This window comes from Oricola nitratireducens (assembly GCF_014904745.1).
GTDB lineage: Bacteria > Pseudomonadota > Alphaproteobacteria > Rhizobiales > Rhizobiaceae > Oricola > Oricola nitratireducens.
Map to the genome: position 1 here is coordinate 86,524 of NZ_JACZCS010000024.1, position 13,267 is coordinate 99,790.

General features: G+C 64.7%; 11 protein-coding genes. 4 read left to right on the forward strand and 7 right to left on the reverse strand.

The genetic code is table 11. From position 1 onward, the window contains the following. Positions 1-6 precede the first annotated feature (6 nt). On the forward strand, positions 7-903 hold the full coding sequence (locus IG169_RS13225; RefSeq protein ID WP_193176685.1) for a DMT family transporter: 897 nt from the start codon (positions 7-9) through the stop codon (positions 901-903). Here the strand turns inward: IG169_RS13225 and IG169_RS13230 are convergent. From IG169_RS13230 to IG169_RS13250, 5 genes are all read right to left on the reverse strand, one after another. Continuing rightward, entirely contained in the window at positions 889-1,587 is a 699-nt protein-coding gene (locus tag IG169_RS13230) for a hypothetical protein (protein ID WP_193176686.1), read from the reverse strand. The two genes, IG169_RS13225 and IG169_RS13230, sit on opposite strands and share 15 nt — an antisense overlap. Next, positions 1,584-4,034 carry a Lon protease family protein gene (locus IG169_RS13235; protein ID WP_193176687.1) on the reverse strand — a complete coding sequence of 817 codons (2,451 nt, stop codon included), beginning with the start codon at positions 4,032-4,034 and terminating at the stop codon, positions 1,584-1,586. Before IG169_RS13235 ends, IG169_RS13230 begins: the two co-directional genes overlap by 4 nt. Before the next feature lie 32 nt (positions 4,035-4,066). Further along, complete coding sequence (locus IG169_RS13240; RefSeq protein ID WP_193176688.1) at positions 4,067-4,462, reverse strand: DUF3775 domain-containing protein; 396 nt, start codon at positions 4,460-4,462, stop codon at positions 4,067-4,069. A gap of 79 nt (positions 4,463-4,541) precedes the next feature. Further along, a complete protein-coding gene (locus tag IG169_RS13245; protein WP_193176689.1) occupies positions 4,542-5,315 on the reverse strand; it encodes a ZIP family metal transporter in 774 nt (257 codons plus the stop codon). Between the two features lie 26 nt (positions 5,316-5,341). Continuing rightward, complete coding sequence (locus IG169_RS13250) at positions 5,342-6,178, reverse strand: class II glutamine amidotransferase (RefSeq protein ID WP_193176690.1); 837 nt, start codon at positions 6,176-6,178, stop codon at positions 5,342-5,344. Positions 6,179-6,363: 185 nt separating this feature from the next. On the opposite strand from IG169_RS13250, the gene IG169_RS13255 reads away from it, so the two are divergent. The 3 genes from IG169_RS13255 to guaD all read left to right on the forward strand — a co-directional run bounded on the left by IG169_RS13255 (position 6,364) and on the right by guaD (position 9,564). Next, a complete protein-coding gene (locus IG169_RS13255) occupies positions 6,364-6,915 on the forward strand; it encodes an HPF/RaiA family ribosome-associated protein (protein WP_193176691.1) in 552 nt (183 codons plus the stop codon). 118 nt (positions 6,916-7,033) lie between these two features. Next, complete coding sequence (locus IG169_RS13260) at positions 7,034-8,260, forward strand: urate hydroxylase PuuD (RefSeq protein ID WP_193176692.1); 1,227 nt, start codon at positions 7,034-7,036, stop codon at positions 8,258-8,260. Then, entirely contained in the window at positions 8,257-9,564 is a 1,308-nt protein-coding gene (gene guaD / locus IG169_RS13265; RefSeq protein ID WP_193176693.1) for a guanine deaminase, read from the forward strand. Before IG169_RS13260 ends, guaD begins: the two co-directional genes overlap by 4 nt. Positions 9,565-9,664: 100 nt before the next feature. On the opposite strand, the gene IG169_RS13270 is transcribed toward guaD, so the two are convergent. Both IG169_RS13270 and IG169_RS13275 read right to left on the reverse strand, forming a co-directional pair. After that, on the reverse strand, positions 9,665-10,291 hold the full coding sequence (locus tag IG169_RS13270; protein ID WP_193176694.1) for a sarcosine oxidase subunit gamma: 627 nt from the start codon (positions 10,289-10,291) through the stop codon (positions 9,665-9,667). Beyond that, entirely contained in the window at positions 10,284-13,163 is a 2,880-nt protein-coding gene (locus IG169_RS13275; RefSeq protein WP_193176695.1) for a 2Fe-2S iron-sulfur cluster-binding protein, read from the reverse strand. Before IG169_RS13275 ends, IG169_RS13270 begins: the two co-directional genes overlap by 8 nt. Positions 13,164-13,267 lie beyond the last annotated feature (104 nt).

Genomic DNA, 13,267 nt, shown 5'->3' on the forward strand with positions numbered 1-13,267 from the left:
CCGGCCATGCAATCGACTCCGCCAACCTCGCTCGTGAAAGCCGCCCTGTGGATGAGCGGGTCTGTCGTTTCGATGGCGGCCATGGCGATTGCCGGCCGCTCGGTGCAGGCGGAACTCAACACGTTCGAGCTGATGGCCTATCGCTCGGTGATCGGCTTCGTGATTGTCAGTGCGGTGATCTTCTTTTCGCGCGACGGTTTCGGGCAGGTGAAGACGCGGAAAGCCGGACTGCATGCGGCGCGCAATATCTTCCATTTCACTGGCCAGAACCTTTGGTTTTTCGCCATAACGGTCATCCCGCTCGCGCAAGTGGTCGCGCTGGAATTCACCAATCCGATCTGGGTTGCGCTTCTGGCGCCGCTGATGCTTGGCGAGAGCATGACGCGGACGCGGCTGATCGGCGCGATCATCGGGTTTATTGGCGTGCTGGTTGTCGCGCGGCCGGGAATCGCACCCCTTGATGTCGGCCATTTCGCCGCGCTTGGCGCGGCGATCGGTTTCGCGATGAACACGATCTTCACCAAGAAACTGATGCGTACCGATACGACACTATGCGTGTTGTTCTGGATGACGCTGAGCCAGGGTCTTATGGGTTTCGCGCTGGCCGCGCCTGGCGGCGTCACGATGTTCTCGCTGCATCTGACGCCCTGGGTGGTCATGGTCGGTATTTCCGGCCTGTCGATGCATTACTGCCTGACCTCGGCGCTGCGCCATGCGCCGGCCTCGATCGTCGCGCCGATGGAATTCGTCCGGCTGCCGGTTATCGCGGTTCTCGGCATGCTGATCTATGGCGAGCCGCTGGAGATATTCGTCTTTGTCGGCGGTGCGATCATTCTCGCCGGCAATCTCGTCAACATTACCGGCGAACGCCGGGCGCGCCGGCTGGCTTCAGCCACCGTCTGAGGCCGGCGCGCCGACCAGAATGACCGGGCAGCGTGCGGCGTCGAGAAGGTCGTTGATCTCGCCGGGCGTCCGGAACGGGCCGGAGGCGGTGTCGATGACGATCGCCGACGCGCTGGTGCGGCCGACAAGGGCAAGCGTCTCGGCGAGCGAGCCGGCGGTCATCGGGGCAGCGATCGCAATATCGACGATCGGTGCGCCGAGATCGGCGGCAAGTCCCGCAGCAATATCCGGGCGGCCGGTGGCGCCGAGACGGATCACCGGGCCGCGCATTCTGAGCAAAGGACGGTGGCCGAGCAGCAGGATGTCGTGTGCCTGCAGCAATTCGCCGATGCTGGCAAGCAGGCGACCGCGCAGCGTGCGGAACGACCAGTGGCGCGCGTGTTCGAGCGCGATGCGGGCGATCTCTCGCTCGAAGGCGAGCGCATCCCTTTTCAGTGCGGCCCGCAATTCCTCCGGTGACGGAGCGGCCACTTGCTCACCGCCTGGTGTGACGAGGCGGGCCGCCGGGTTGTGAAACAGGCCGGCCTGTTCTTCTTCCTCAACGAATACGCCCTCGACATCGGCTTCGATACGCGATGACAGCAGCGCGGCCAGGCGGACGCCGGAGGACGCATCGGCAAAGCAGGACGCGGCAACGACGATCCTGGTTTTCGGATGCGTACCGGACGTGCGGGCGGGGATCATTTCTTCTTGTCCTTGCCGGCCATCTCGGGCGGGATGGCGAATTTCCGGCGCAGCGCCGCGAATTCGTGCAGCCGCGCCTCGACGCGGGCATTGACGGTGCCGTCCGGAAAGGCTCCGTCGGCGCCGCGCGCACCGGCGGATTTGCCAGTGAGGATTTCCAGTCCCTGATCGATGGTCTCGACCGGAATGACACGGAACTTGCCGGCCTTCACGGCCTCGACCACTTCGGAGCGCAGCATCAGGTTCTTGACGTTCGATTGCGGGATGAGGACGCCCTGGCTGCCGGTCAGACCGCGCCCGGCGCAGAGCTCGAAAAAGCCCTCGATCTTCTCGTTTACGCCGCCGATCGCCTGCACGCGCCCGGCCTGGTTGACCGAACCGGTCACGGCGAGATCCTGGCGCAACGGCACGTCCGAGAGGGCCGACAGCAGCGCATAGAGTTCAGCGGAAGAGGCGCTGTCGCCATCGACACCGCCATAGCTCTGTTCGAAAACGAGGCTCGCCTTGAGCGACATCGGCACGTCGAGCGCATAGTGCGAGGAGAGGTAGCCGGACAGGATCAGGACGCCCTTGGAATGGAGCGGTCCGCCAAGTTCCACCTCGCGTTCGATGTCGACGACCTCGCCGGAACCGACACGCACTCGCGCTGTGATGCGCGAGGGATGGCCGAAGCGGTAATTACCGAGATCGATCACCGACAGGCCGTTGATCTGGCCTGTGGCGGCGCCGTCGGTATCGATCAGGATGGTGCCGCGCTCGACCATCGACTGCAGGCGTTCGCGCAGGCGCGATGCGCGGCGTTCGGCTTCGGCGACAGCGCGTTCGATATCGGCCGCCGCGACGGTTTCGCGACCGGCCTCTCCGGCGCGAAAATCGGCCTCGCGCAGGATGTCGTCAAGCGCGCCGATCTTCAGCGAAATACGTTCGGCGTCGTCGGCGTGCCGGATCGCCTCGTCGAGGAGGCGGGCGACGGCGGGAGCATCGAGCGGTTTGAGCTTTTCGCGCCGGACCGATGCCGCGATCAGTTGCGCGAACAGTGCCATCGCCTCCGGCGTGCGCTCGACTTCCTCGGAGAAATCGGCTTGCACCTTGAACAACTCGCCGAAATCGGGGTCGAACATCACAAGCAGCGCGTGGATCAGCCGGTCGCCGATCAGAACGACACGGATATCGAGATCGATCGGATCTGGTTCGAGCGATGTCGTCGAGACGAGGCTGAGGCGCTCGGCAATGGAAATGATGGAGATCGCGCGCTGTTCGAGGCAGCGCTTCAGCGCGTCCCATGCGTAGGGTTCGCTGAGGAGCCGGCGGGCATCCAGCACGAGATAGCCGCCATTGGCGCGATGCAATGCGCCCGGCTTGATCAGGGTGAAATTGGTGACGAGCGCGCCCATCTGCGATTCGTGCTCGATGCGGCCGGTCAGGTTTCCGAGTGTCGGCAGCGCCTCCATTTCCAGCGGCGCGCCGGCCTCGGGGCCGCCATCGTGCGAGACCATGACATTGACCGCGTAGCGCGCGAAGGGCGGCAGCTTGTGGACCTTGGCGACAACTTCGGGAAACGGGCCGGCTTCGGCGTTCTGGCGTGCGGCGAGGAAGAGTTCGGCATTGGCGATCATGTCCTCGCGGACATCGGCGACGAAACCCGCGATGGCGTCGATACCGGGGAAGGCATCGAGGACTTCCTGGATCTGCACCGATACGGCGCGCTCGGCCATTTCGGCGTGCAACTGTTCGACGCGGCGGCGGTGCTCGCGCTCGAGCGCCGGGATGGAGCGCAGCACGTCGGCAAGCTCCTCCTGCAATTTGGCGATCTTGGCGTCGATCTCTTCGCGTTCCTCCTTGCCAAGTCTGTCGTAAACCTCCGGCTTGATGACCTCGCCGTTGCGCAAGGCCGCCAGTCCGAAGCCCATCGGCGTTCGCATGATGGCGACATTCTGCGCCTTGGCGCGCTCGGCGAATTCGGAAAACGCGGTCTCGTGCTTGCCGCCGAACTCCTGCTCGATGGTGCGGCGCTGTGCCTGGTAGTCCTCGGATTCGAACATCGCCGGGATGTCGGTGGCGAGATCGTCGACGAGCGTCTCCATTGCCAGTTTGAGGCGCTGGGCAGTGCCGGAAGGAAGGCGAAGCGCGCGCGGACGGTGCGGCGTCTCGAAATTGTTCACATAGACCCAATCGGGCGGAACCGGACGCAGTGCCGCCTGTTCGGCGAGCAGGTTTTCGACCGCCGCGCGCCGGCCGGTGCCGGGCGGGCCGAGGACGAAGAGATTGAAATCGCGATGCGCGATGCGGGCCGACAGGCGGATTGCGTCGATGGCCCGCTCCTGGCCGATCAATTGGCCGCCGTCGGGCAGATCGCGCGTGGTCTGGAAGGCGAAGGCGGCCGGATCGCAGGTCCGTCGCAGATCCTCCGCCTTGAGGCCGACTGTTGCCGGCGGATTGTCAGCCATGGGTTATCAGCCGTTGCTTTCGAGTTCTTTCGCTAGTCCAGTTCGCCGGATTCGCGCATCTTTTCCCAGCCTTCCTCGATCTGGTCGGGCACGAGCGGATGGGAGAGGAGATATTCGGCGGTGGAGCCTTCGTGGCGCTGGCGTGCCAAGGCAATGGTGTTTTCCCATTCCTGTGGCTCGGCATCACCGCGTCCGATCCAGTATAGAGCGACAAGCGCGTCCTGCTGATCGTCGTTGAGCCCCTCGATTTCCTGCACGAGTTCGGCACGCGTCAGGTCGCCCGATAGTTCCTGCAGGGCAGCGGGGACTTCGTCGTCGCTCGGATTACCGCCGGGATCGGACACGTCGGTCTCCTCGCGCGCCATCAGCGCCCGCATCCGCAGGATCACACCTTCCAGTTCATCGCTGTCGATCGCGATATCCGCCATGGCAACCTCCACTTCATCGCTTGTGCCGAAACGACCTTAGACCTTGCCGGGCCGTTTCCCTTGATTTCCGTCAACAGCTCTAGCCGAAAGCCACGTCGAGGAACATCATTAGGATAAAGCCCGTGCTGAGCCCGATGGTTGCCGCCTTGTGGTGGCCGTGCCGATGGGTTTCCGGAATGATCTCGTGACTGATGACGCATATCATGGCGCCGGCGGCGAAGGTCATGCCCCAGGGCAGCAGGGCTTCGGACAGGCTGACGGCGATTGCGCCCGCTAGGCCCGCCGCCGGTTCGACCATGCCGGTCAGGCTGGCGACGGCGAAGGCGTAGAGCCGCGAATAGCCGAGCGACATCAGCGCGACGGCGACGGCAAGTCCCTCGGGGGCGTTCTGCAGGCCGATACCGACCGCGAGCTTCGATCCCGCGATCACGTCGCCGCCGCCGAAACCGACGCCGACGGCAAGCCCCTCGGGAATGTTGTGGATCGTGATTGCCAGTACGAACAGCCAGATCTTCTGCATGGCGACCGCGTCCGGGCCTTCACGGCCCTTGACGAAGTGCTCGTGCGGGATGCGCTCGTCCAGAACAAAGAGAAGCACCACGCCGAGAAAGACACCGGTTGCCGCGATCAGCGCGGGTACAAGTCCCGCGCCGTAACGTTCCGTCGAAATCTCGATGGCGGGAAGGATCAGCGAAAAGAACGAAGCGGCCAGCATGACGCCTGCCGCGAAGCCGAGCATGATGTCCGTCGCCCGGCGGGACACCGTGCGCCCGGCGAGCACCGGAAGCGCGCCGACAGCCGTCATCATGCCCGCCGCGAGACTGCCCAGAAAACCGATTGCGACAATGTTCATGAGCGGGCGTGTCCGGCGGGGCTACCCTAAGCGGGCTCCAGTCCGGCGGTTTCCGGCAACGGCTCGATGTGGAAATGGAAGTTTTCGTCGATGGAATAGACGACGCCCTCGGCAAAGGGCTGCCAGTTCTCGCCGCTGATCGGCTCGGAAGCGATCTCGATGGCGCGGTAATTGTCGCCGACATCGTGCCGGACATGCTTGCGCCCGCAGATGCCGCAGGTGACGATCTCGTTTCTGACCAGATGCCAGAGGGTGCGGCCGCGGCGCGAGCCGACAAGCCGCTCGCCGTCCGTCAGGACGATGTTGAGGGCGGCCGGCTCGGACGGGTCGACCTGATCCGACCACTGCATGACCCGGCGCAGGCCGCGTCCGACCGTCTCGTTCAGCGGGCGGTCGGGATGGCGCAAATGCAAGGTCAGCAGGTAATAGAAAATGTGCTCACTGTCGGTCTCGCCCTTGATGTCGTTGCGAAGCACCGGGTCGATATGCTCGATCATCAGGTCGCGGACCTGCGGGAAATTCTGGATCGATCCGTTATGGGCAAAGATCCAGCGGCCGTGATTGAAGGGATGCGTGTTCTCGATCGCCTGCGCGCCGACGGTCGCGTGGCGGACATGGGCGACCACGGTGTGCGCGTAGACCCGCGCGGCCGTCTTGCGGAAATGTTCGCCGTGATAGGCCGCCCAGGTCTGTTTTTCGACCAGCGGTACGGTATCGCGGTAATCGGCGACACCCCAGCCATGACCATGCACGATACCTTCGGCATCCATCTGGCTTTGTTGCATCAGCGCATTCTGGGCAAGAACCAGACTGCACTCGACGCGGGTCGGTTCATTGGCGCGCATGGCGTAAAGGCGGCACACCGTTTTTCTCCGTTCCAGTTTCGGCCCTTGATGCGATACTGATCTCATACGCGCCTTGAGCGATGTCAACCACCATGGAGGGCCGGTGCCGGCGGCGCGCGGGCATATGGATTGACCCCGGTCAATGACGCCGGCGCATGCCGGCGGGACAAATGACATCATCGGGAAAAAGGAGGAACATGCACATGCAACGTCCAGCCAGCATTACATTCCGCAACATGGACAAGTCCGCCGTGCTCGAAACGCATGTTCACAAGCGTATCGGGGAACTGGAAAAGGCGCATCCGCATATCGTCGGCTGCGATGTCGTCATCGAAGCGCCGCAGAAGAAAAAAGTAACCGGCACGGAATTCGCGGTTCGCCTGACGATCTCGGTTCCGGGACCGGACATTCACGTCGAACGCCATGTGGGCCGAAGCGGCGCTGCCGAAGACGCCAACCTTGCCATCCACGAGGCATTCGACGCGGCGCGGCGGATCCTGAAGGAACAGAAACGCAAGATGGGCAGCGTCGAGGTCAAGCACCATGACCCCGTGATGCACGGCACGATCGACCGGCTGTTCGAGGGCGAGGGCTACGGCTTCATCACCTCCGATGACGGAAACGAGGTCTATTTCGAGCGCGACAGCATGACCAACGGCGACTGGGACAGCCTGCGCGTCGGGACGAAACTGCGGTTTCGCGAGATGGCGGGCGAAAAAGGCCCCTTCGCAGCCAATGTCGCGGTCGCCGACTGAAGTGCAGGCGGCGCGGCGCGGAGAAAAAACGCAGTGCAAGGGTGGCGTTCGCGACGCAGTTAGACCTTGCCTTTGAGGCCCTGATCGGCATGGTAACGGTGTTACAGGGGACACCGTCTTGCTTGATTTCGCCATTGCCTGGGACTGGCTGACTTTCGCCGCGCGCTGGCTTCACGTCGTGACCGCGATCGCGTGGATCGGCTCGTCATTCTATTTCATCGCGCTCGATCTCGGGCTGACGCAAAGGCCGGGCCTGCCGGAAGGCGTGCATGGCGAGGAATGGCAGGTGCATGGCGGCGGCTTCTACCATATCCAGAAATATCTGGTCGCGCCGGCGGCGATGCCGGAGCACCTGACCTGGTTCAAATGGGAATCCTACGTCACATGGATGTCGGGCGCGCTCCTGATGGCGATGCTCTATTACGCCGGGGCGGATCTCTACCTGATCGACCGCAACGTGCTCGACGTGCCTGTCTGGGGCGGAATCCTGATCTCGCTTGCCTCGCTGACAGTCGGCTGGCTATTCTACGACTTCCTGTGCAAGTCGCCGCTCGGCAAGCATGACACCGGGCTGATGCTGCTGCTCTATGTGCTGCTCGTCCTGATGGCCTGGGGCTACACGCATCTGTTCACGGGCCGCGCGACCTTCGTGCATCTTGGCGCGTTCACGGCGACGATCATGAGCGCCAACGTATTCTTCATCATCATCCCCAACCAGACCAAGGTCGTCGCTGCCCTGAAGGCGGGGGAGAAGCCGGATCCGGCGCTCGGCAAGGCGGCGAAGCAGCGCTCGCTGCACAACAACTACCTGACGCTGCCGGTCATCTTCCTGATGCTGTCGAACCACTACCCGCTGGCGTTCGCCACACCCTACAACTGGGTGATCGCCTCGCTGGTGTTCATCATGGGCGTGCTGATCCGGCACTATTTCAACACCAAGCATGCGCGCAAGGGCACGCCAAACTGGACCTGGCTGCTGACGGCGGTCATCTTCGTCATCATCATCTGGCTGTCGACCAACCCGATCCACCGTGTCGACGAAGAGGCGGAACTGCCGTCTCGCGCCGCCGAGAAGATGATGGCGTCCGCCAATTTCGAGGAAGCGCGCGACATCGTCTTTTCGCGCTGCTCGATGTGCCACGCGGCCGAACCGGTGTGGGAGGGCGTCCACTGGGCGCCGAAGAACGTTTTGCTCGACACCGACGCGCGGATCGCCGCGCATGCGCGCGAGATCTTCCTGCAGGCGGGCGTCACCCATGCCATGCCGCCCGGTAACGTGACCGAGATTCCGCAGGAAGAGCGTGACGTGCTCGCCCGCTGGTACCGGACGCGCGGCAACTCGTGAGCGCGGCGCAACTCCATCGCGGGCGGCTGCTGTGGTTCGAGCGCGAGCCTGAAGGCGCGGACGACACGGAGGCGTTTCACTATATCGAGGATGGCGCGATCGCCGTTGCCGGCGGACGGATCGCCTGGTCGGGCGACTGGTCGGACCTGCCGGCGGCGTATCGGGGCCGCGACGTCGTCGATCACCGGCCGCACCTGATCGTGCCGGGCTTCATCGACTGCCACATCCATTTCCCGCAGGGCCAGGTCGTTGCCTCCTATGCCGGCAGCCTGCTCGAATGGCTCAACACATACACGTTCGTCGAAGAGCAGAAATACGGCGATCCGGAACATTCGGAACGCATGGCCGGCCGCTTCCTCGACATGCTTCTAGCGCATGGTACGACGACAGCGGTCGCCTATGGCTCGGTGCACAAGGGGTCGGTCGACGCGCTGCTCGGCGCTGCGCTGAAGCGCGACATGCGCATGGTCGCCGGCAAGGTGATGATGGACCGCAACGCGCCGGAGCCGCTGACCGATACGCCGCAATCGGGCTACGACGACGCCAAGGCGCTGATCGGGCAATGGCACGGCAAGGGCCGCGTCGAGGTGGCGGTGACGCCGCGTTTCGCGCTGACCTCGACGGAAGCGCAGATGGAGATGGCCGGCGCGCTGGCGCAGGAACATCCCGACTGCCTGATGCAGACGCATCTGTCGGAGAACCATCGCGAGATCGAGACGGTTGCGCAGCTGTTCCCGTGGTCGAAGGATTATACCGATATCTACGACCATTACGGGTTGCTCGGGCCGAAAAGCCTGTTCGGCCATTGCATCCACCAGAACGAGCGCGAAATCGCGCGGATGTCGGAATCCGGCTCGGTCGCCGTGTTCTGCCCGACCTCGAACCTGTTTCTCGGGTCCGGCCTGTTCAGTCTCGACAAGATGCGCTCGGTAACGCCGAATGTGCGCCATGCGATTGCGACCGATATCGGTGGCGGCACGTCGTGGTCGATGCTGCGCACGCTCGACGAGGGCTACAAGGTCCTGAACCTGCAGGGCCAGCGCTATCATCCGCTGCGCTCCTTCTTCCAGGCAACGCTCGGCAATGCCGGGGCGATCGGCATGAGCGACCGGATCGGCAAGCTGGCGACGGGCTACGAAGCCGATTTCATCGTCCTCGACAGCAAGGCCTCGCCCGCCATGGCGCTCAGGGCCGAAACGGTGTCGACCCTGTCGGAGGAACTCTTCCTGATGCAGACCATGGGCGACGACCGGACGGTCGCCGCGTCGATCGTGTCGGGCGTCACGGTGCATTCGCTCTCATAGTCAGTCCGGCGCTTCAGCCGCGCACTGAAAGAGGAGAGTGAAGGCCCGTCCTGGCAGTCGACACCCGCGAAGACGGTGATGCGGCCGCTCCCGAAAAGCTCTAATCGACGCGGTAGCCAACTTCCTCGGCCGACCGGCACAACAGATGCCAGAAGGAGAGGGCGAAGGACCGGAAGACATAGACGTCGAACGCGTCGTCGCCGACACGCTGGATCTGGGCGAAGATGTCGTGGTGGACGGTCGCGAAGCCGTCGCCCTTGGCCATTGCCGCATCGGCGAAATCGATCGCGAAGAGTTTCGACAGCACCCGGCGGCTTTTCGGCCCGTCGATGCGAATGACGGTCCGGCCATGGCTGAGATCGGTCACCGTGCCATTCTCTCCGGCGGCCGCATCGAGCGCGGCGACGAGATCGTCCGTGCCGCCGGAAACGAGCCAGCGGCCGGGCGCGATGTTGAAGGCGGAGGCACCCTTCTTCATTGTACCGGTTCCGGGCGCGGTCTTCAGCGCCAATCCGGTGGCCGTCTTGATCGCCGCCCGAAGCTTCGCCTCGACGCCGTTCCATGCGGCGGCTTCGGCGATGGCGAGGCCGAAACGTTCCGACAGGACGACGCCGGGGCCGTCATCCGAAACGGCGCCGAATTCGCCTAGCACCAGATGACCGGCGAGCGGCGAGGCCGCATGGTCGCGCAGAACCGGATCGGCGATGAAACTCGGGACCTCAGCCATGCATCCGCTCTCCCTTCGGGTCGTAGAAATGGTGGCTGACGATCTCGATCGGGATATGCGTGCCCGAGCGCGCCGGATCGGTCGCATAGGCGCGTGTGCCGATATGCGCCGTGCCGTTCTCGACAAGCGCAAGGCCGATATATTTGCCGAACAGCGGCGAGTAGCACATGGCGGTGAGGTGGCCGATGCCGCGGCCGGGATTGTCGCGCGTGCCCTCGACGACGTGGCTGCCGCCGCGCAGCTTTTCGCCCGACAGCGAGATCACGCCGACCAGCGACCAGCGTTTCGGATCGGTCAGGCCCTCGCGGTTCATCATCGCCGAACCGATGAACGGCTTCTTCTTCGAGATCAGCCAGTCGAGATGCAGGTCATGGGCGGTTGTGCGGCCGTCGATCTCGGCGCCAGTGACATGGCCCTTCTCGATGCGCAGCGTTCCGAGCGCCTCGAGGCCATAGGGCTGAATGCCGAAGGGCTCTCCGGCCGCCATCAGCGCCTCCCAGACATGCTGGCCGTGATGGGCGCCGCAATAGACCTCGTAGGCGCGCTCTCCCGAAAAGGAGAGGCGGCAGATTATCACCGGCACGCCGGCGATGTCGCCATGGACGATGCCCATGAAGGGCAGCGTCTCGTTGTCGACCTCGGTGCCGGTGACGCAGGCGGCCAGCAGGTCGCGGCTTTTCGGTCCGGAGACCGCCGCGCCCGCCCACTGGTCGGTGACCGAGGCGAGGTGGACCTTCAGGTTCGGCCAGACGCAGTCGAGATAGAACTCCATGTGCTGCATGACGCGCCCGGCATTGGCCGTGGTGGTTGTCATCAGGAAGCGGTTCTCGGCGAGACGCCAGGTCGTGCCGTCGTCGAAGGCGAAGCCGTCCTCGCGCAGCATCAGGCCGTAGCGCGCCTTGCCGACGGGCAGTTTTGCGAAGCCGTTGGTGTAGACGCGGTTGAGAAACTCCGCCGCGTCGGGACCCTGCACATCGATCTTGCCCAAGGTGGACACGTCGACGATGCCGACATTGCGGCGGACATTCTTCGCCTCGCGGATATAGGCCTGTTCGACAGTCTCGCCCGGCTGATTGTAGCTCTCGGGGCGATACCAGAGGCCCGCCGCATACATGCCGGCGCCGTTTTCGACGTGCCAGTCATGCATCGGCGTCAGCCGCTCGGGGCGCAGGTCGCCATAACGTTCGGCGGCAAGCGCGCCAAGCGAGGCGCCGGTGAAGGGCGGGCGGAATCGCGTCGTGCCGACCTCCGGGATCGGCTTGCCAAGCGCGTCGGCCATGATCGCCATGCCCGGAACATTGGCTGTCTTGCCCTGGTCTGTCGCCATGCCGAGCGTGGTGTAGCGTTTCAGGTGTTCGACGGACCGGAAACCCTCGCGATGCGCCAAACGCACATCGTCGGCGGTGACGTCGTGCTGGAGATCCACGAAGGCCTTGGCGCCCTTGGCGCGGATTTCGAAGACCGGCGCCGGTGCGTCGATCCCTTCGCCGGCGGCCGAGCCGACAGCCTCCCAGCCGCTTGTGCTCTCGGGCGGCAGAAAGGCCTGCAGATCATCGCTCCAGACCGGTTTCGCGCCGGCCTGCGAGGCGAGATGCAGGACCGGCGACCAGCCGCCCGACATCAGCAGCGTGTCGCAGGCGATCGCAGTCTTCGCGCCGGACAGCGTCCCCGCGGCGGGGGCATAGGGCGCGATGGTGACGGAAGTCACGGAATGGCGTCCGGCGGTGGCGACGACCGCATGCCCGGCCACGATCTCCGCGCCGGCCTGGCCGGCAAGCGCGCGGGCCCGGTCGCCGACGATCCTGCGAACGTCGACGATCGCGGCGATCTGCGCACCGAGCACGTAGAGGCGCGCGGCGGTCTCGTAGGCACTGTCATTGTTGGTGAAGATCGCCATGCGCTTGCCGGGCATGGCGCCATATTCCGCCGCATAACGCAGTGCCGCGCCGGCCAGCATGACGCCGGGCCGGTCGTTGCCCGGAAAGACGAGGGTGCGTTCGAGCGCGCCGGTCGCCAGCACGACATGGCCGGCGCGGATGACCCAGTGACGCTGGCGCGGTTCGCCCTTGCCGGGCGCCGGCTTGTGGTCGGCAACGCGTTCGAGCGCGGCGAGCGTGTTGCCGTCGTAATAGCCCCAGACGGTGGTGCGCGGCAGCAGGCGGACGTTCGGCCTGTCCTTGAGTTCGGCGAGGATCGCTTCGGAGGCAACCCTCCCGTCGATGGTCGACCAGTTGGACGAGCCGCCGAAAACGGCATCGGTTTCGCACAGGATGACGCGTTTTCCCGCCGCCGCGGCCTTTTGCGCTGCTTCGAGGCCGGACGGGCCGGACCCGACCACCAGTACGTCGCAAAAGGCGTTCATGCGCTCGTAGCGGTTCGAGTCAGCGACGGTTCCGGCGGAGCCGAGGCCTGCGGCGCGGCGGATGAATTGTTCGCAGAACATCCAGACCCTTGTGCCTTTCAAGGGGCCGAAGACCGGACCCATGAAGGTCTTGTAATAGAAGCCGGCGCTGAAGGCCTTGCCGGCGAACTGGTTGACCGACATCACGTCGAAGGAAAGCGACGGAAAGCGGTTCTGGCTCTCGGCGACAAGGCCGTCGTAGATTTCCAGTTCGGTCGCGCGGACATTCGGCTCACGCGCACCGTCGGTTGTCACCGTGACGAGCGCATTCGGTTCCTCGTATCCGGCAGCGAGCAGGCCGCGCGGGCGATGATATTTGAACGATCGGCCGAACAGGCGGACGCCGTCCGCCAGCAGGGCGGAGGCGAGCGTGTCGCCAGCGTATCCTCGATAACTCTTGCCGTCGAAGGTGAAGCGGACCGTCTTCTCGCGGTCGATCCGGCCGCCGGCGGAAAGGCGGTGCGAGGTCATGCCTTACCCCTTTTCGTACCGGCGTCCGCCGCGAAGGCGACATCGGAAATGACATGGGTCAGCGTGTTGCGGGTGACAACGAGATGCCGGCGGGAGGCGCCCGC